This window comes from Nonomuraea marmarensis (assembly GCF_043197025.1).
Lineage (GTDB): Bacteria > Actinomycetota > Actinomycetes > Streptosporangiales > Streptosporangiaceae > Nonomuraea > Nonomuraea marmarensis.
Genome location: NZ_JBICRM010000029.1, coordinates 94,141 through 111,866 on the forward strand (window position 1 = coordinate 94,141; position 17,726 = coordinate 111,866).

At 67.8% G+C, this 17,726-nt stretch carries 16 protein-coding genes and 2 pseudogenes; 6 read left to right on the forward strand and 12 right to left on the reverse strand.

The window, feature by feature from the left end:
* Positions 1 to 182: 182 nt before the first annotated feature.
* Positions 183 to 2,846, reverse strand: coding sequence for a heavy metal translocating P-type ATPase (locus ACFLIM_RS36160; RefSeq protein WP_393172878.1), 2,664 nt, complete (start codon positions 2,844 to 2,846; stop codon positions 183 to 185).
* Positions 2,847 to 2,970: 124 nt separating this feature from the next.
* Positions 2,971 to 3,246, reverse strand: coding sequence for a hypothetical protein (locus ACFLIM_RS36165; protein ID WP_393172879.1), 276 nt, complete (start codon positions 3,244 to 3,246; stop codon positions 2,971 to 2,973).
* 154 nt (positions 3,247 to 3,400) lie between these two features.
* Here ACFLIM_RS36165 and ACFLIM_RS36170 point away from each other — a divergent pair, with 154 nt between their 5' ends.
* The 4 genes and pseudogenes from ACFLIM_RS36170 to ACFLIM_RS36185 all read left to right on the forward strand — a co-directional run bounded on the left by ACFLIM_RS36170 (position 3,401) and on the right by ACFLIM_RS36185 (position 7,095).
* A complete protein-coding gene (locus ACFLIM_RS36170; protein WP_393172880.1) occupies positions 3,401 to 4,111 on the forward strand; it encodes a response regulator transcription factor in 711 nt (236 codons plus the stop codon).
* Complete coding sequence (locus ACFLIM_RS36175) at positions 4,104 to 5,513, forward strand: sensor histidine kinase (protein ID WP_393172881.1); 1,410 nt, start codon at positions 4,104 to 4,106, stop codon at positions 5,511 to 5,513. Before ACFLIM_RS36170 ends, ACFLIM_RS36175 begins: the two co-directional genes overlap by 8 nt.
* Positions 5,514 to 6,411: 898 nt before the next feature.
* Positions 6,412 to 6,462: pseudogene (locus ACFLIM_RS36180) on the forward strand (hypothetical protein); the annotation flags it as partial.
* A gap of 30 nt (positions 6,463 to 6,492) precedes the next feature.
* Complete coding sequence (locus ACFLIM_RS36185) at positions 6,493 to 7,095, forward strand: DUF7168 domain-containing protein (protein ID WP_393172918.1); 603 nt, start codon at positions 6,493 to 6,495, stop codon at positions 7,093 to 7,095.
* Positions 7,096 to 7,294: 199 nt separating this feature from the next.
* On the opposite strand, the gene ACFLIM_RS36190 is transcribed toward ACFLIM_RS36185, so the two are convergent.
* The 6 genes and pseudogenes from ACFLIM_RS36190 to ACFLIM_RS36215 form a co-directional block, all read right to left on the reverse strand.
* Positions 7,295 to 8,443, reverse strand: a complete 1,149-nt coding sequence (locus ACFLIM_RS36190) for an MFS transporter (protein ID WP_393172882.1) — start codon at positions 8,441 to 8,443, stop codon at positions 7,295 to 7,297.
* Between the two features lie 390 nt (positions 8,444 to 8,833).
* Positions 8,834 to 9,112, reverse strand: a pseudogene (locus ACFLIM_RS36195) (DUF4440 domain-containing protein); the annotation flags it as partial.
* A gap of 88 nt (positions 9,113 to 9,200) precedes the next feature.
* Complete coding sequence (locus ACFLIM_RS36200; RefSeq protein ID WP_393172883.1) at positions 9,201 to 10,505, reverse strand: MFS transporter; 1,305 nt, start codon at positions 10,503 to 10,505, stop codon at positions 9,201 to 9,203.
* Positions 10,506 to 10,642: 137 nt separating this feature from the next.
* A complete protein-coding gene (locus ACFLIM_RS36205) occupies positions 10,643 to 10,903 on the reverse strand; it encodes an isocitrate lyase/phosphoenolpyruvate mutase family protein (protein WP_393172916.1) in 261 nt (86 codons plus the stop codon).
* A 50-nt stretch (positions 10,904 to 10,953) separates the two neighbouring features.
* A complete protein-coding gene (locus ACFLIM_RS36210; protein WP_393172884.1) occupies positions 10,954 to 11,334 on the reverse strand; it encodes a nuclear transport factor 2 family protein in 381 nt (126 codons plus the stop codon).
* Positions 11,335 to 12,220: 886 nt separating this feature from the next.
* Positions 12,221 to 12,424, reverse strand: coding sequence for a hypothetical protein (locus tag ACFLIM_RS36215; RefSeq protein ID WP_393172885.1), 204 nt, complete (start codon positions 12,422 to 12,424; stop codon positions 12,221 to 12,223).
* Between the two features lie 269 nt (positions 12,425 to 12,693).
* Here ACFLIM_RS36215 and ACFLIM_RS36220 point away from each other — a divergent pair, with 269 nt between their 5' ends.
* Entirely contained in the window at positions 12,694 to 13,554 is an 861-nt protein-coding gene (locus ACFLIM_RS36220) for a zinc-binding dehydrogenase (RefSeq protein WP_393172886.1), read from the forward strand.
* Between the two features lie 155 nt (positions 13,555 to 13,709).
* Here ACFLIM_RS36220 and ACFLIM_RS36225 read toward each other — a convergent pair whose 3' ends face one another.
* From ACFLIM_RS36225 to ACFLIM_RS36235, 3 genes are all read right to left on the reverse strand, one after another.
* Complete coding sequence (locus tag ACFLIM_RS36225; RefSeq protein WP_393172887.1) at positions 13,710 to 14,126, reverse strand: GNAT family N-acetyltransferase; 417 nt, start codon at positions 14,124 to 14,126, stop codon at positions 13,710 to 13,712.
* An 85-nt stretch (positions 14,127 to 14,211) separates the two neighbouring features.
* A complete protein-coding gene (locus tag ACFLIM_RS36230) occupies positions 14,212 to 15,156 on the reverse strand; it encodes an NADP-dependent oxidoreductase (RefSeq protein ID WP_393172888.1) in 945 nt (314 codons plus the stop codon).
* 153 nt (positions 15,157 to 15,309) lie between these two features.
* Positions 15,310 to 16,227 (reverse strand): NADP-dependent oxidoreductase, encoded by a 918-nt coding sequence (locus ACFLIM_RS36235; RefSeq protein ID WP_393172889.1) that lies wholly within the window; start codon positions 16,225 to 16,227, stop codon positions 15,310 to 15,312.
* Positions 16,228 to 16,578: 351 nt separating this feature from the next.
* On the opposite strand from ACFLIM_RS36235, the gene ACFLIM_RS36240 reads away from it, so the two are divergent.
* Entirely contained in the window at positions 16,579 to 17,208 is a 630-nt protein-coding gene (locus ACFLIM_RS36240) for a TetR/AcrR family transcriptional regulator (RefSeq protein WP_393172890.1), read from the forward strand.
* Here ACFLIM_RS36240 and ACFLIM_RS36245 read toward each other — a convergent pair.
* Entirely contained in the window at positions 17,198 to 17,674 is a 477-nt protein-coding gene (locus tag ACFLIM_RS36245) for a TetR family transcriptional regulator C-terminal domain-containing protein (protein WP_393172891.1), read from the reverse strand. The genes ACFLIM_RS36240 and ACFLIM_RS36245 overlap by 11 nt on opposite strands.
* Positions 17,675 to 17,726 lie beyond the last annotated feature (52 nt).

A 17,726-nucleotide genomic window follows, 5' to 3' on the forward strand; every position in this document is an offset into this window, starting at 1 on the left:
ATAGGTCAATCTACCCGACAGGGCCAGTGGCTTCGCTGGCGATGTCGCGCACCACCGCGAGCAGACTCCTTCCCGTGACCGCACCGAAGAAGCAGGCCGCTACCCGGCCTTGCAGGTCCAGCACGTAGGTCGCGGGCAGCGCTCCCGGACCATCGGCTCCAGCTCCAGCGCGCCTAAGGTGCTTAGGTTGAGCCTGATGTGGCCATGAACGCGTCGCGGCAGCCGGTCGAGCAGAACCAGAAGGTCTGCCCGTCGCGTTCGGCCGAGACGGCGGTGGAGGGGTCGACGTCCATGCCGCAGACCGGGTCGGTGACGGTCTCGCCTTGCTTGGCGGTTTCCACGGCGACCGCCAGGTCCGCTGGAACCGGTGGCGCCTTCGGCGGCGCGGTAGCTGTGAAGCGGCGCAGCCGGTTGGCGTTGCCGACCACCGACAGCGACGAGGCGGCCATCGCCGCGGCGGCGATGATCGGGCTGAGCCGGATGCCGAAGAAGGGATACAGCACGCCGGCCGCGATCGGGATGCCCACCACGTTGTAGACGAAGGCCAGGAACAGGTTCTGCCGGATGTTGCGCATCGCCGCCTTCGACAGCCGGATGGCGGTGACCACGCCGCCGAGCGCACCGGAGATCAGCGTCACGTCGGCGGCCTCGATGGCCACATCGGTGCCGGTACCGATGGCGAAGCCCACATCGGCCTGAGCGAGGGCGGGGGCGTCGTTGATGCCGTCGCCGACCATGCCCACCCGCCGCCTCTCGCCCTGTAGCCGGGCGATCTCGGCCGCCTTGTGCTCGGGCAGTACCTCGGCCAGTACCCGGGTGATGCCGACCTGGCGGGCGATGGCCTCGGCGGTCCGCGCGTTGTCCCCGGTGATCATCACGACCTGCAGGCCCAGGTGCTGCAACTCGGCCACGGCGTCGCCGGAGTCGTCCTTGACCGTGTCGGCCACCGCCAGCACTCCCGCGGGGGCGCCGTCCACGGCGGCGAGGATGGGCGTACGACCGGCCGCGGCCAGGCCGCCCGCCGTGCCTTCCATACTGGAGACGTCCACGCCCGCCTCGGCGAGCAAGCGGGAACGGCCGACCAGCACCTGCCGCCCGTCGATCGTCGCCCGGATCCCCTTGCCGGTCACCGAGTCGAACGCCGACACCCGCGGCAGATCGAGCCCGCGTTCGGCGGCACCGCGCACAATCGCCTGCCCCAGTGGATGTTCGGAGGAGTGCTCGGCGGCGGCGACCAACCGCAGCACCTCAGCCTCCGACCAGCCGTCCGCCGGGATCACGTCGGTCAGGGCGGGCTGTCCGCGGGTGATGGTGCCGGTCTTGTCCAGCACGATGGTGTCGAGCCGGTGTGCGGTCTCCAGCGATGCGGCGTCGCGGATCAGGATGCCCGCCTGGGCGCCCTTGCCGGTGCCGACCATGACCGACAGCGGGGTGGCCAGGCCGAGCGCGCACGGGCAGGCGATGATGAGCACGGCCACCGCCGCCACCAAGGCCAGGGTGAACGCCGGGGACGGCCCGCCGACGAACCAGACGGCGAAGGTGGCGATCGCGATGAAGATGACCGCCGGGACGAAGTAGCCGGCGACCAGGTCGGCCAGCCGCTGGATTGGCGCCTTGGACGCCTGCGCCCGCCGTACCAGGCCGATGATCTGCGCCAGCATCGTCTGCGCGCCGACCTTGGTCGCCTCGAACCGGAACGCACCCGTCTGGTTGACGGTCGCGCCCACCACCTCATCGCCCGGGCCCTTGGTCATCGGGATCGACTCCCCGGTCACCATGGATTCATCCAGCGTGGATCGCCCTTCGACGATCACGCCGTCCACCGGGACCTTCTCGCCGGGCCGGACGACCACCACGTCGCCGGGTGCGACCTGCTCGATCGCCACCTCCACCTCGGCGCCGTCGCGCAGCAGGCGGGCGGTCTTGGCCTGCAGCCCGATCAGCGCCCGGATCGCTTCCCCAGTCCCGGCCTTGGCCGTGGCCTCGAACAACCGGCCCAGCAGGATCAGGGTGATGATCACCCCGACCGCCTCGAAGTAGACGTCCCGCACCTCGGCGGGCAGCACCCCGGGAGCCACGGTGGCGACCAGGCTGTAGCCGTAGGCCGCCGTGGTGCCCAGCGTGATCAGCGCGTTCATCTCCGCGCCCCGGTGCGCGAGCGTCAGCCAGCCGATCCGGTGGATCGGCCAGCCGGTGTAGAACATCACCGGCGTGATCAGCAACAGCTGGATCCACGGGTTGAGCAGGAAGCCGGGCACCCAGCCGGCGCCGAAGACCTCGTGCGCCATCACCGCCACGGCCACCGGCGCGGTCAGCACCGCCCCGACCAGCACCCGCCGGGACAGATCGGCGATCTCCGCACGGCGCTCAGCCGCCTCGCCGTCCTCAGCAAGGGTTTCGCCTGCTTCACCCGCTGTACGGGTTTCGGCTGGGCTGCGGGTGATGTCGCCCGGCGAGGATCCTCCACCGGCGCCTTCCTCGACGATCAGGCGCCCCCGCACCATGTTCATGCCGCAGGCGAAGCCGTATTCGCCGGACCGGTCGGGCACCAACTCGACCGCCGCCTTCCCGAACGCCGGCAGCGCCTTGCTGACGCCGAAGTCCGGGAAGACCACTTGCGAGGTGCACTCCCCGCTTTCGCGCCGGTCGAAGACGATACGTAGCGGGACGCCCTGCCGTACCCGGATGAGGTCCGGCGAGTAGCCGCCCTTGACCGTGATCTCGATCTCCTGCCTACCGTCGCGCACCTCGGCCAGGCGGGCCTTCCTGGGACCGAAGAAGAACCACGCCAGGAGGCCGATCAGGGCGGCGGCGCCCACGAGGACCGTGATGTCCGTAACGGTCATGCCTGTTCACCACCTAATCTCTTTCCTACACCCTGATTACCCCCTTAGGGTATGTGATGTCAACTAAGAGACTTAGGCGAACGAGGCGATGGCTAGCCGTTGTGCCGGAGTGCGTCGGGCTTGGTCAGTGCACCTCACCCGACATGTTCATCATCGAGTCCATGGGCATCATGCTCTCCATGTGCTTGCGCGCCGCATCACGGTCCCTCGCGGGGAGCCGGTCCGTGCAGTGTTTGACCATCGCGTCCCTGTCCATGCCGGGATGGTCCGCCTCGCGGTACGGGCTGGGCGTGGGGGTCGGGGTGGGTGTGGCCGCGATCGCGGTGGTGGCCCCATAGGTGCCGGCAGCGGCGAGGGCGGCCGTCGCGATGGCCAGGGCCACAGTCCTTCTTCTGAACATTTCGTGTTCCTCTCTGCTCTCCTGTGACGCTAGGCACGAGGTGTGAAGGATCGATGAAGCAGCAATGTGCGATCTCTGTGCCTGGCTCGCGAACGTGCCGATTGCCTGGTCAGCGGGGAGACAATCGGTGGTATCCACCTGTGAGGAGAAGACGATGCCGAGCACTGCGGGCCGGACCGTCCTGGTCGTCGACGACGAGCCGAAGCTGCGCAGGCTGGTCCACGACTATCTGGTGCGGGACGGCCTGACCGTGCTGGAGGCCGGCACCGGACGGCGAGCCCTCGAGCTCATCGCCGAAGCCCGGCCCGACCTGGTGATCCTCGACCTCGGATTGCCGGATCTGCCCGGCGAGGAAGTGGTACGGATGGTGCGCAGGGACAGCGATGTGCCGATCGTGATGCTGACCGCCAAGGCCGCCGAGAACGACCGGGTGATGGGCCTGCGACTCGGCGCCGACGACTACGTCGTCAAGCCGTTCAGTCCCCGCGAGCTGGCCGCCCGCGTCGAGGCCGTGTTGCGCCGCGCCCGGGGCACGCATCCGGCGGAGCCGGAGCCGGCCTCCTACGGAGGCGGCAGCCTGCGCATCGACACCGAACGCCGTGAAGTACGCGCCGACGGCAGCCCTGTCGAGCTCACCCGGACCGAGTTCGACCTGCTGGCCGCACTGGCCTCGCGCCCCGGCCGCGCCTGGACGCGGCTGGAGCTGGTCTCCCACGTACAGGGCTACGACTTCGAAGGATACGAACGCACCATCGACGTGCACGTGAAGAACCTGCGACGCAAGATCGGCGACATCCCGCCCTTCCGCCTGGTGCTCGCGGTCGCGGGCATCGGCTACAAGCTCGGAGTCGAGCGGGATGCGTGAGCTGCTGCGGACCCGGTTCGCCTACCGTCTCGCCCTGGCCTTCGCCATCCTCGGCGTAGGGGCGGCCGTGCTGACCACCATCCTGGTCAATGTCGCCTTCAGCGCCCGCTTCGACGACTACCTCGCCGACCAGCAATCGGTACGTGAACGGCAACTGGTCGCCGCGTTCACCGACAGTTACACGCACCAGGGCCGCTGGCAAGCGCAGGCGCTAGACGAACTCGCACCGTCCGTGGCCATGACCGGCGCCGAGGCCGAACTGCGCGACCCCGCCGGGCAGCGCATCTGGTCGGTCACCGACGCGGGACTCGACCCGGAGATGGCTGCCATGCACCGCGAGATGATGGGCGGCGGCGAGCCTGGCCCGCCCAAAAATCTGCCGATCGTCGCCGACGGACGCCAGGTCGGCACCCTGGCCGTGCGGCTTCAGCAAGGCGCGATCCCCGCCGTGGACCAGGACTTCCGCACCGCCGTCAACGGCCTGCTCGCCGCGGGCGGGGTGGCCGCCGGGCTGATCGCCCTCGCCGCCGGCCTGTTCTTCGCCCGCCGGATCACCGCGCCGGTCGCCGAACTCACCCGCGCCGCCGACGAGCTCGCGGCGGGTCACCGCCACCAACGCGCCACCGTCCGCTCCCAGGACGAGATCGGCCGCCTGGCCAGCTCGTTCAACACCATGGCCGACCAAGTGGAAAAGGAGGACGAACTACGCCGCCTGTTCGCCGCCGACGTGGCCCACGAGCTGCGCACCCCGCTGGCGATCCTGCGCAGCCAGATCGAGGCCGTCCAGGACGGGATTGCCGAACCGAGCCCCGAGACCATCGCCTCGCTGCACGAAGAGACGCTGCGGCTCGGCCGGCTCGTCACCGACCTGGAAGCCCTCGCCTCCGCCGACGCGGCAGCCTTCACGCTGCAGCGCGAACCCCTCGCGCTGCACGCCTTGGTCCAGGAGACAGTCGACGGGCTGGCCGGCCAGTTCGCCGGCGCGGGCATCACGCTGCACACCGATCTGACCGACGTGGTGCTGATCGGCGATGCCGTACGGCTACGCCAGATCGTCAGCAACCTGCTCACCAACGCCCGCAAATTCGTCCCACCAGGCGGCACCACCACCGTCACCCTGACACGGCGAGAAGACTCCGCGGAACTGCGTATCACCGACACCGGAATCGGCATCCCCCCAGACGAGCTCGCCCACGTCTTCGACCGCTTCTTCCGCGGCCGCGCGGCCCGCGCCGCAGGCTCCGGCATCGGCCTGGCCATCGTCGCCGAACTCGTCGCCGCGCACGGCGGCCAGGTGCGAGCCGACAGCGAACCCGGCCGCGGCAGCACCTTCACCATCACCCTGCCGATCGCCCATGAAGACGCCCCGCGAACAGGGCGAGCGATCCCGCCGCTAACATAACCGGCGATCCGGAGCGTCCCGCCCTGCTACTGGTGATGGGCGCCAACGCGAGCGGGCTGGGCTGGCCCGACGAGCTGGTCGAGCTGCTGTCCCGGGACCACTTTGTCGTCCGCTACGACCCGCTAGCTGGGGCAGCGTAGTGGGCAAGGAGTTGAGCGCTGGAGGCGTCTCCCACCTGCTGTACACCGCCAATGGCGACTCGGTTCCGTCCGGCTGGGTCAAGACCTCGGCTTCGGGGCATGCGACGGCTAACGGTGTTTCGCCGTTGCCGGTGAACGCCTGGAGCCACCTGGCCTTCCGCCGCGCCGGTGAGCAGGGGACGAGGCTCCGTCACGGTAGAGTTCGGGCGGACTTTCTTTAAGGTGGACGGCACGTGTGAGCAAGGCCAATGAGCTGATCTGCGCGGCGATGGAGGCCCTTGCCCGCGAGGATCAGGCAGCCCTCGACTCCGCCGCCGCCTTCCTGGCCGACCGGGACGACGCCGATCGCGTGCTGGTGGAGGTCGTGACCCGTGCGATCTCGGGGTTGTGGCGGAACGGCTGGCAGCCCGCCGACGTGGTCAGAATCGCGGCCAGGCGGCTGACCGACTGGCACGGGCGGGCGACGGCCGACCTCATCGCCTGGGAGATGCGGGCCTACGCGCCGGCCACGGTGGATGAGCGCTGGCGGGACCAACTCGCCGGCCTGGAGGTCGCGGTGTGGTGGAAGGGCGGCTACCTGGCGGCGCGGCAGGCGCGCGACGGGGCCGGCCGGCTGGTGACCGTCTCCGGTGTGCTGGAACTGCTGGGGTTGCTGACCGGGCTGCCCCGGCTGGAGTCGTTGAGCCCGCCGCCCGGGGCCGCTCGCTGTACGGTCCAGGCACGCTCGCACGCGGTCAGCGCGAAGACGCTCGCGGCGGGTGCGGGCGCTGCTTGCCAAGGCGGAGTCAACGCCGTACGAAGCGGAGGCGGAGACGTTCACGTCGGCAGCGCAGAGCTTGATGGCAAAGTACAGCATCGACGCGGCGATGCTGGACGCGCAACCAGGCGGAGATGAGGCCCCGGCGGGCATCCGGGTCGGCATCGACGCGCCGTACGAGCAGCCCAAGGCCATGCTGCTCAACCTCATCGCCGAGGCCAACAGGTGCCGGGTGATCTGGTCGAAGGAGCTGGGGTTCGCCACCGTGCTGGGGTTCTGGGCGGACCTGTCCTGGGTGGAGATGCTGTTCACCTCGCTGCTGGTGCAGGCGCAGACCGCGCTGGTGAACACGGGCACCAAGAAGCACGGCACCGGCCGATCGAGGAACAAGACGTTCCGCCAGTCGTTCCTATCGGCGTTCGCCTCCAGGATCGGGGAGCGGCTCACCGAGGCCACGGCGGGTGCGGTCTCGCAGGAGAGCGCCAGTCGGCGCACCGACCTGGTGCCGGTGCTGGCGGCCCGCGAACAGGAGGTGGAGCAGGCGGTCGAGCGCATGTTCCCGAACCTGGTCTCGCACGCGGTCCGCACGTCCTGGGACCGGGAGGGCTGGGCGGCCGGCCGTACCGCCGCCGATCAGGCCATCGACATGGCGCTTACGCATATCGAGAGCCTGTCCGCTGGTTGAGTCCACCCCGAGCTAAGCCACAGATGGAGCTGTGATCCCCGCCCGAGGTGCGGTTCGAGTTCACCAGTCGCCGAGTTCGTCTGGGTCGGAGAAGAAGCAGAGCGTGCGATCCGCGCGACGCTCGACGAACGTGGACGAGTGCGGGCGGCGCGCTGCTCAGCGTCGAGTGACGTCTGAGTGACGGTGACGTTTGTCATGATTACACATCGGGCTGGCCGGTCGTGTCAGTGTGCGGGTTGCGTGCGGCGACGACGGTGAACAGGGTGGCGATGAGGGCAAGTGCGCCGTACCCGAGCGCGATGTGCGGCACTGAGAAGACGTTGGAGAGTTGAGCGGAGATGAGGCTGGGAATGGTCGCGCCGCTGTAGCTGAGGAGATAGACCACGGCGAAGATCGGAGCCCGGTCGGTCAGCCTACTGCCGTAGAGCAGGCCACGGGTGGCGGCGCTGATGGCGATGCCTTGAGCGGCCCCGGCGACGATAGTTGCGGCGATGAACAACGGCAGTGCGCCGGTGGTGACCGCTGTGATCATGCCGATCCATCCGGCCACGAAGGCGATCATGCCGATGCGTTGAGCTACCGCTGGTGAGAACCGGCCCCCAAGGGGAGCGCCCAGAGCGCTGGGGCCCATGTAAGCGGCGAACACCAGTCCAAGGACGAGCGAGCTGTTGGTGTGAAGTTGATCTTCGACCAGTGCGGGCACGAAGGCCTGGTAGAAGGCCCCGGTCGCCCAGGTGGCCAGGAACACTGCGGCCGCGACGGGGAGCAGATGCTTGACTCGGACCGGTACGCGAACGCTGGGGCGCAGTGATCGCCAACTGCCCGGCGCCGGAGTCACGGTCTCCGAGCTGATGGCGACGAGTGCGGCAGACAGCAGGAGCAGACCGACGACAACCAGGTAGATGAGGTCACGTGGCCAGGGGCCGAACTGGACCAAGGCACCGGAGGCGATGGCACCGACGGCAAGACCGAGCATGACTGTCTGGCTGGAAGCGACGGAGGCCAGCCAGGTCGGCCTGGCCGGCGCGGCGTCAACGATGTAGGCGGTGAGGCTGCTGCTGGCCAGCCCGGCGCCAAGACCCATCAGGAGCCGACCGGCGATCAGGATGCCGATGTCGTGCACGTTCAAAAGCAGCAGACAACCCAGTACGAGCAGTCCGAGGCTGGCGATCGCGGTGGGCCGTCGGCCCACATGATTGGACAGTCGTCCCAGCACCAGCAGTGTGCTGAGAGTAGCGGCGGAGTAGACCACGACGGTCAGCGAGATGCCGGCGTTGGTGAACCCGTCCTCGGCTCGGTAAATGTTGAAAAGAGGGATCGTCGAGCCCACTCCGGCAAACACGGCCACTAGGGAGACCACCGCGGAAACGAACGCTAGCCGGAGCGTTCTGTCCCGGCGGCCCAGGTTGGTCGCTGGAGTCACGTGTAGCATCAAGCCGTCTTTCTCTTGTTCTGGACCATGCCGGCGCTTCTGGAGGTTTCGGGGTGCGCACGTCGACGTAGCCGCGCACCGTGGAGGTGTCGCTGAGCCAGGACGCACTGAGACGATGTCGGTCATGAACCCTCAGGCGTGCTTGAGCGCGTCCTCGCGTCGCATCACGCCTGGGTGCTTCCTCAGCTAAGTCCTCAGGAGGTGTTCCATCTCCGGAGCCGGGCGTGCCGGAGAGGATCACGAGGAGGCGGCTACACCGGTATCGACTCAGCTGATCTTGTTCGTGGCCCTTCTCGTGTGCTCTGATTACCGGAGCCAGTTCATCGGACAGTCTCGGCTTGTTGCCACGTCGCGACCAGCAGCTTTGCGGCGCCCGGAGCGATCGCGCGGGCGGAGACGCAGACCCAGGGTCCCCTCACGCTTCTGGTACGTGTCCGTGTACAGAGCTTCCTGATCCACGCCATCCGCGAGCGTGGTGTATGTGCTGCGGCCGTGGATGAGAGCAACGTCACTGAGGATGCGGATGTTGACGTCGTGCACAGCGAGGAAGGGGCGCGGCCTAGCGATGTAGTCGAGGAACTCGGCACGGTTGCGGGTGACTCCCGGAAGTCTTCTCGCGGGCGGCGTCGTCCCTCAAGGCCGTCCCGCTGCCGGCCCGCTCGCTCCGGTCTCCTCATTCCCTCCGGGCGAGTTTCACGAACCGCGCCGCCACCGCGGCGAGCACGGCGGAGGCAAGGACGATGAAGCCCGCCGTGAGGAACAGGGTCTGCAAGGTTGTCGACGAAACAAGGATCGCGCCGAGGCCAGACCCTGCCGCCAGGGCTATCTGAAGGTTCGTCACATTCACCGCCGACGCGGCCTCCGGGGTTTCCGGGGCCGCGTCGAGTATCCAGACCAGCGTTCCCGGGTTCACGATTCCCCAGAACAAGCCCCACAGCACGAACAACATGCCGGCCAGCCAGGGTATGGTGCCCGCGCTCGCCAGCCCGATGAGCAATGCGGCCACCGCCGTCGCCGACCCGGCGAAGCTGCCGATCACCCCGCGCTTGAACAGCGATCCGGCTACGAGTGAGCCGACGATGCCACCGCAGCCGTAGATGACGTACAGCAGGGAGATCACGCTGCTGGACAGATGCGTGTGGTCCATCAGGAACGGGGTGATGTACGTCCAGGCGGTGAACTGCCCGATGAACACCACCGCGCCCGCTGCCATCCCGAACCGGGCGGCCCGCCGCGTCACGACTCCCACGAGATCACGCAGGTGCGTACGCCTGTCCGGCGGAATACCCGGCAGCAGGACCGTCTGCGCCACCACGACAAGCAGTGTCGCCGCCGCCGCAATGGCGAAAGTGAGACGCCAGCCGACGAGGTTGCCGAGGAACTGTCCCGCCGGCAACCCCACCACCGTCCCACCCGAAATGCCCGCCGCGATGATGGTGATGGCGCGAGTGCCGCCCGCCGGGCCCACCAGCTTGGGTCCGACCGGTGAGACCACGGTCCAGAAGGCTCCGAGGGTGGCGCCGAAGAGCATACGGGCGATCAGCACCAGGACGAAGTTCGGCGCCACCGCGACGACCGCGTTCGACACCAGCACCGTCAGACCCAGGACGAGGATGACCGAGCGCCGGTTGAAGCGGCCGGAGCCGAGGAAGAACAGCGGTGCCGACACCGCGGCACTGAAACCCGGCACGAGCACCATCAGCCCTGCGAGGCCGAGCGAGACATGCAGTCCGTCGGCGATCTGCGGCAGCAGCCCCACTGGCAGCGTCTCCGTCATGACGATGACGAACGCCCCGAGCGCGAGGGCACCGACGGACGCCCAGCCCCGCCTGCTGCCGGGCTCCGCGCCAGTGGCGGCAGGCACAGCATCGCGGGCAGCTGCATGCTGGGTCGGGACGGCCGCGGCGCACGACGATGCCGCGACCACGCGCACCCGCGGCGCACGGAGTGTCTGCGTCGCCTCTTCGTTTTCGATCACGTATTCCCCTCACTCATCGCACACTCCTGACCGGGCTCTGCTCTGTGGGGACTCCAGAAGGTATCTGCGCGAGTCACGCGGGCAGTCAAAACAGCTCACGTTGCGCTCTAGCTCCATGAGCCCATTGCGCGGCCGCGTCAGCCCTTGATGAGGTCGATGATGTGGCCGAAGTTGAGACGTGATGCGAGTGCCGTCAGGTCTCCCTTCGCAAGCTTCGCCGCAGCCGCCTGTGTAGCTCCCAGGGCGTGCGTGTAGGGGTCGACCCCGAGGCTGACCCGGCGGACACCGATCGTCTGGAGCTCTGCGAGGGTAGCCGCATCTTGGGGGCTGACGAGCACATTGACCGGCTTGGGAGCGACAGCCCTGATGACTGCGCTCATGGACGCCATGTCCCGCAGGTTCGGCGTTCGGAGCGCGCCTGGGCTGCAATGTCAGTTATGGCGGCGGGTCAGGCGCCCGGGGCGATCGCGCAGGCGGAGACGCAGACCCAGGCGCCCTCACGCTTCTGGTACACGTCCGTGTACAGAGCTTCCTGATCCACTCCATCGGCGATCATGGTGTATGTCGCCCTGCCGTGGATCAGCGCAACATCGCCGAGGATGCGGATCTTGACTTCGTGCAGAACTAGATCCTTGAAGGGCCGGGGCTTAGCGATGTATTCGAGGTACTCCTCACGATTGCGGGTGACACCCGGTGTCTGCACAATGAAATCTTCAGCGAGGAATTCACTGAAGCGCTTGGCATCGCTGGCCTGGTCCGAATGGTTGTAGTCAAGGTTAAGTTGCTCAAGGATCGCCAGATCTTCGGCCGACTGCTTGGTTTCGTTCATTTCTCTCTCCTTCTTCATGTGGTTCGGCGTTCACCGCAGCTTGGTTGTCGTTTCCGCGCGGTATTACGCGGTGCTGCCGTGAACGGTTGTTCCGCCTGGTTAGTGTCAGATCCGTCGCACCGTCTTGCTCCAGCATCGGCGCAATCGGTTCCGCAGTTGATGGCTCCTGCGTGCTCCGTCCGCGAGTTGCGGCGGGTGGTTGACCCGATGGATTCGGTCGATCCGACACCGGGAGATGTAGGACTATTTAGTCCAGGTTAGGGTATCGCAGCACCGTTTGCCAAGCGTGTGCGCTTGGTCCCGACCATCCCGAGCCTGCGGCCTGCTTCGATCACGGCGAGGCCAGGGCGGGTGTTCGATGAGCTGGCCTACCAGAGCACACGGCCACCCGCCATCCTCCAGCAGCGCTCCTGAGCGCTCGCGCCTGGACTCTAGCGCCCTGTTTGCGATGTGGCGCGCCACTGGCTGCTCCCCCGCGAGGGGCCTGTTGGATGTAGTAATATGGACCATATAGTCCAAGTTGCGGTGCCGACGGTCCTACGAGGGTCTCATCCCGCCTGGGTAGGGCGACGGAGTCCTGAGTCGTCATCACCGCATCGCAGTTCAACCAATACGAACAGGAGACCACGATGCCTTATTCACTCGCCACTGAACCCGAAGGTGTCGTCGCGTCGCTGCTTGAGCGGTTCAACTCTGGCAAGGTCAGCGCGATAATGACCTTGTACGAGCCGGACGCCGTGTTCATCGCGAGAGACGGGGAACCGTCACTGGTCATACCGAGATCGCTGCCTAACTCGAGCGCGATATCAGTCTCGGCCTGCCGCTGGAGGCCAAGGCACGCCATGTTTTCGTTAACGGCGATATCGCCCAGACCGTGCTGGACTGGTCAATTGATGGCACAGGTCCCGACGGCAAGCACGTACACCTCGAAGGCTCGGCAAGCGATATCGCGCGCCGCGGCGCCGATGGACTCTGGCGGTACCTGATCGACAATGCTCTTGGGACGGCGGTGCGACAGCCCGCCTGACACGTGCGCGCCACGGCAGTTCCCGGCGATAGACCCACTCTTAAGCGTGGCGTCGACGATCATAGCCACGTGGTGAAACTGCCCGTATCACGGAAGATTAGGTTTCCACGCTCAAGCCTCACGTGAACGACGTGGGTACCGCCATGGTGGCGCTGCCGATCGGATGCCGGCTGAAGGAAACCAGCGCATCTTCTGGCCGGCGAGTTCGCGGTGCCGTCGTGCGATCGCGGGCGTGAACAGCGGCCCCTGTACGGCGACCTCGGTCCCGTTGCAGCCAGCCCCAAGACGATCTCAACACTGGCGGTCGCAGGATCGCCCGGAAGGAGTTGACCGTGCTCGCTCTAGTGGTGGACCACGACGTCCCGGCCGGGTTGCGGCTCGGCGAGACCACCGATCCAGTTCCCGCGTCCGACGAGGTGCTCGTCGAGGTACGCGCGATCTCGCTGAATCACGGCGAGCTGCGCGGCGCGATCTTGAACCACGGTGAGCTGCGCGGCATCGCCAATCAACCGGCGGGTTACGTACCGGGGTGGGACGCCGCGGGTGTGGTGCGCACCCCTGCGGCCGACGGCTCCGGGCCGCCCGCGGGCAGCCGGGTCGTCACGTTCGGACCGTCCGGTGCATGGGCGCAGCTACGGGCAGTCCCGGTCGCCGAGCTGGCGGTCGTGCCCGAAGAGGTGGACCTCGGAGCGGCCTCGGCGCTCCCGGTCGCCGGGGTCACGGCGCTGCGAGCACTTCGCAGGCTCGGCTTCGTGACGGGTCAGCGGGTGCTCGTCACCGGGGCGTCCGGCGGGGTCGGACGGTTCGCGGTGCAGCTGGGAGCGGCAGCCGGGGCGCACGTGATCGCCTCGGTCGGCAGCGCGGCACGCGGCGAGGGCCTCGCCGAGCTGGGAGCGGCCGATGTCGTGGTCGGGCTCGACGGGGTCGAGCCGGGGCTGCACGGCGTGCTCGACAACGTCGGTGGCCCTCAGCTCGCCCAAGCGTTCGCCCTCCTCGCCGTGGGCGGGTCGGTGCAGTCCATCGGCGCCACGTCCGGTGAGCCCACCGTGTTCGAGCCGTATGCGACGGTCGGGGAACTGCGCAGCCTGCAGTCGTTCCTGATGGGCGCAGAGCTGGCCGGGGACCTCGCCATTCTCGTCGGGATGCTCGCCGCGGGCCGCCTCGACCCGCAGATCGGTCGGCGCATGGACTGAAGGGACGTCGCCGGCGCGGTGGAGGCGCTCTTCGCCCGCCAGATCGCGGGCAAGGCCGTGCTCGACGTGAGCTGACCGGTCACGCCGAGGTTCGCGACACCGCAGCCCCGTGACGCGATCGCGTCGCCGGCTTCACCGGCATGGCCATTCCCCCGTCAGTTGGCGCGTTCGCGCGGTGCGCGGTCGGGTACCGTCGCGCGGCCCGGGAAGCGACTGTCGATGAGTTCCTTGTATTCAGGGTGGTCGGCAATGTAGTCCGCCACGAAGGAGCAGTAGTTGGTGAGTTTCAGGTCTTGCGCTCGCAGGTCGTCCAGGGCGTGTTTGACAAGCCGAGTTGCGATCCCTCGGCCGCGGTACTCAGGCTCAACGATCGTGTGGCTGAACGTCACGCGTTGATCACCTCGCTGCGTGTGGTAGACGATCATGCCGACAACCTGTCCGTCGACCACGGCATCGTACGATCCGCTGTCGCCGTTCTTCTGTACATTCATCTCGGGTTCCATTTGGTTTCTCCGTATGTGCGTAACCAACGAGGGCAAAGCAATCCCAGGGCTATGCCTGGGCTTGGCCACACGAGCCGACGTCCGAGTGGACCGGCTGCGGGCCGTCGCGGCTCGCCGTGCCGATCTGCCGCCCGGCGATCACGTCGCTGGGTCCTTACGGGCGAACGCGGATGATGGTCTTCCCCTTGGCCCGCTCGGTCGGGTTGAAGGCGGCGACGGCATCGTCGAGGGTTGCGATGTTGCCGATGTTCGTCCGCACTCGTCCGTCACGCACCCGCTGGACGATCTCACTCAGTTGAGGGCGATCGGGCACGACAACGAAGTCGACCGCCAGGCCGTCGGCGGGCCGCGCCTCGGGCGGTCCTACGACGGACACCAGCGTTCCTCCGGCTCGAACCAGACCCGCGGACCGCGTCCCGATGTCGCCTCCGAAGACATCGAACACCAGATCAACTCCACCGATGTCTTCCAGGGCGTCGTTCTCGAGGTCGACGAACTCCTGCGCGCCGAAGTCGAGCGCCGTCTGACGGCCGGCAGCGCGTCCGGTGCCGATGACATAGGCGCCGGCCTCGCGGGCGAGCTGCGCCGCCATCGAACCGACTGCGCCGGCCGCACCGTGCACGAGGACGCTCTGCCCCGCCCGGAGGCGGCCGTGCTCGAACAGCCCCTGCCACGCGGTCAAGCCCGACATCACGACGCTCGCCCCCACCGTGAAGTCGACGTCGCCCGGGAGCGGCGCGAGGTTGCGTGCCTCGACGACTACGTACTCCGCCAGCGTGCCGTCGCGAGTCCAGTCCGTGAGACCGAACACCCGCTGGCCCACCGACAGCCCCGTCGTGCCATAACTGAGGGCGCTGACCACTCCGGCCAGCTCGTGGCCAGGGATCGACGGCGTCCGGTCACGGCCGAGGCGGTCGGTCCAGGTCGAGGGCCACGATAGCTCATCCCAGGTGAATCCGGACGCATGAACCTCAACGACGACATCGCCGTAGTTCGCGCCCGAGAGGCTGGCGAGCCTAGCCGCCTGCGGTTCGGGCCGCTCCACCAGCTTCATCCCAGCCGTTCCGGCGACCTGGTCCGTCACCACGATCGCTTTCATGTGAATACCTCTCTGTATTAGCCCTCGCCTACATGGCGCTTTGGGTCTGCGTTACGTTCTGCGCCGACTCGACTAGCCGGCGACATCTTGTTGCGAGGAGAGCGCCAAGCTCGTTGTGCCGATCTGCCGCCCGTGATCGCGTCCCCCGAGTCCTTACGGACGAACGCGGATGATCGTCTTCCCCTTGACCCGCTCGGTCGGATTGAAGGCGGCGACGGCGTCGTCAAGGGTCGCGACGTTTCCGATGACCGTCCGCAGTCGTCCGTCCCGCACCCGCTGGACGATCTCCTTCAGTTGGGCGTGATCGGCCTCGACGACGAAGTCGATCGCTCGGCCGTCGGCGGGCCGCGCTTCGGGCGGGCCGGCGATGGTCACCAGCGTTCCTCCGGCTCGAATCAGGCCTGCGGACCGGTTCCCGATGTCGCCGCCGATGACGTCGAACACCAGATCGACTCCGCCGACGTCTTCCAGGGTGTCGTTCTCGAGGTCGACGAACTCCTGCGCGCCGAAGTCGAGCGCCGTCTGCCGGTCGGCAGCCCGTCCGGTGCCGATGACGTAGGCGCCCGTCTCGCGGGCGAGCTGCGTCACTATCGAACCGACTCCGCCGGCCGCACCATGCACAAGGACGCTCTGCCCCGCCTGGACACGGCCATGCTCGAACAGTCCTTGCCACGCGGTCAGGCCCGAGATCGGCAGGCTCGCGCCCACCGTGAAGTCGACGTCGCCTGGCAGCTGGGCGAGGTTACGCGCCTCGACGGCTGCGTACTCCGCCAGGGTGCCGTCGCGAGTCCAGTCCGTGAGGCCGAACACCCGCTGGCCCACCGACAACCCCGTCGTGCCGTAGCCGAGAGCGCTGACCACTCCGGCCAGCTCGTGGCCGGGGATCGACGGTGTCCGGTCACGGCCGAGGCGGTCGGTCCAGGTTGAGGGCCATGTCAGCTCCCCTGGGGTGAATCCCGACGCATGAACCTCAACCAGCACATCGTTCCCCGCCGCCTCGGGCGGGGGTCGCTTCGCCAGCGTCATCCCGGCCGTTCCCGCGGCCTCGTCCGTCACCACGATCGCCTTCATCCAGCACCTCCCTGTATCCAGTCCTCGCCGCAGTCTCTGGACGATTTTGTGGACTATATCGTCCATCATGGTAACAGTGCAGATGCACCCCACCAGACGAGGACGTACCGCCAGGACCATCAGAAGCGCTGCTCAACCCTACTGCTAATGACTGGCGGAGGGCTTGCCAATCGATGCCACGCCAGACTTACATGGACGTGATAGTCCAGTTAGTTGACTCCGGTTTGTGGGCGACAACATCCTCACCGCGGAGAACATCATCACCGCGTCCCGTCTAGGGACAGACCCGTGGCCGAGCGGGACCATATAGTCCATGCGGCGGCTGTGATCAAACAGGGTAGCCTGAGGACTGTGAGCAGGCCGGAGAACGAACAGCCGGGGCAGAGGCTGACGCCACGTGGGGCCGCCACCCGCGCGCGCATCGTGGCGGCTGCTGTCGAGCTGATGTACGTGAAGGGCGTGAACGCGACCACGCTGGACGACGTCCGGGCCGCGAGCAACACCAGCAAGTCCCAACTCTACAACCACTTCCCGGACAAGGAGGAACTGGTCCGCGCCGTCGTCGCGGCGCGCGCCGCGCAGGTCCTCGAGCGTGAACGGGGCAACCTTCAGCGCTTGAAGTCGTTCCGCGGCCTGGTCCGCTGGCGCGACGCGCTGGTGCAGCGAAACGCGTTGCAGAACGGCGCCTACGGCTGTGCGCTCGGCTCGCTGGCCAGCGAACTCGCCGACCAGGACGACCAAGCCCGTGCCACGCTCGCCGAGTCATTCGTGGAATGGGAAGGGCTGCTCGCCGCCGGCCTTCGGCGGATGCGGGAAGGCGGAGTGCTCAGGCCGGACGCCGACCCGGAGAAACTGGCCACGGGTCTCATGGCCGCCTTGCAAGGCGGGTACCTCCTCGCTGCGACCGCGCATGACATCAAGCCCATGGAGATCGCCCTCGATATGGCGCTTGACCACGTGAGGTCGTTCCTCACGGCGTGACAGCGTGTGCGCGGACGTAGCCGAGGGCTATGTCCAGGGCCACCTCCAACCGCCGCACGTCGCGGGTGGTGCGGGCGAGAAGCAGACCGCCCTGTAGCGCGGCCATCAGGCTGGTCGCGAGCCTTTCAGGATCGGCATCCGCCGCGAGTTCGCCGCTTTCCCGGATCCGGGTGAGTCCGCCCGCCAAGAGCGACTCCCATGCCGCGAGACCGGCGCGAACCGCCGACCGTCCAGCTCCGTCGCCGTCGGCGAGCAGCTCGGCCAGGTCACCCAGCGGACAGATCCCGTCGTCGCGCCTCTGCCCCAGGCGGACGACCTCGTCCCGCCATTGGACGAGGTCCCGTACCGAGTGCAGGTTGTTCAGCAAGGGTTCCTGAATCGCGAGCAGCCTACCGAGCCTGGCTTCGACGGTCTCCTCAGCCGGGGGCGCGTCGGCACGGCCGCCGTCCTGGCCATAACGGTCCACAAGGTCCACTATAGGCAATGACCATGCCGGAGCGGGCAGCAAATCTGGACCA

Bases quoted from the DNA above. Each gene is read 5' to 3' on its own strand.
- ACFLIM_RS36170 (WP_393172880.1), top strand. From the start codon at position 3,401: ATGCCGAGCACTGCGGGCCGGACCGTCCTGGTCGTCGACGACGAGCCG.
- ACFLIM_RS36160 (WP_393172878.1), bottom strand. From the start codon at position 2,846: ATGACCGTTACGGACATCACGGTCCTCGTGGGCGCCGCCGCCCTGATC.
- ACFLIM_RS36235 (WP_393172889.1), bottom strand. From the start codon at position 16,227: ATGAAGGCGATCGTGGTGACGGACGAGGCCGCGGGAACGGCCGGGATG.
- ACFLIM_RS36185 (WP_393172918.1), top strand. From the start codon at position 6,493: ATGGCAAAGTACAGCATCGACGCGGCGATGCTGGACGCGCAACCAGGC.
- ACFLIM_RS36175 (WP_393172881.1), top strand. From the start codon at position 4,104: ATGCGTGAGCTGCTGCGGACCCGGTTCGCCTACCGTCTCGCCCTGGCC.
- ACFLIM_RS36210 (WP_393172884.1), bottom strand. From the start codon at position 11,334: ATGAACGAAACCAAGCAGTCGGCCGAAGATCTGGCGATCCTTGAGCAA.
- ACFLIM_RS36215 (WP_393172885.1), bottom strand. From the start codon at position 12,424: ATGATCGTCGACGCCACGCTTAAGAGTGGGTCTATCGCCGGGAACTGC.
- ACFLIM_RS36230 (WP_393172888.1), bottom strand. From the start codon at position 15,156: ATGAAAGCGATCGTGGTGACGGACCAGGTCGCCGGAACGGCTGGGATG.
- ACFLIM_RS36165 (WP_393172879.1), bottom strand. From the start codon at position 3,246: ATGTTCAGAAGAAGGACTGTGGCCCTGGCCATCGCGACGGCCGCCCTC.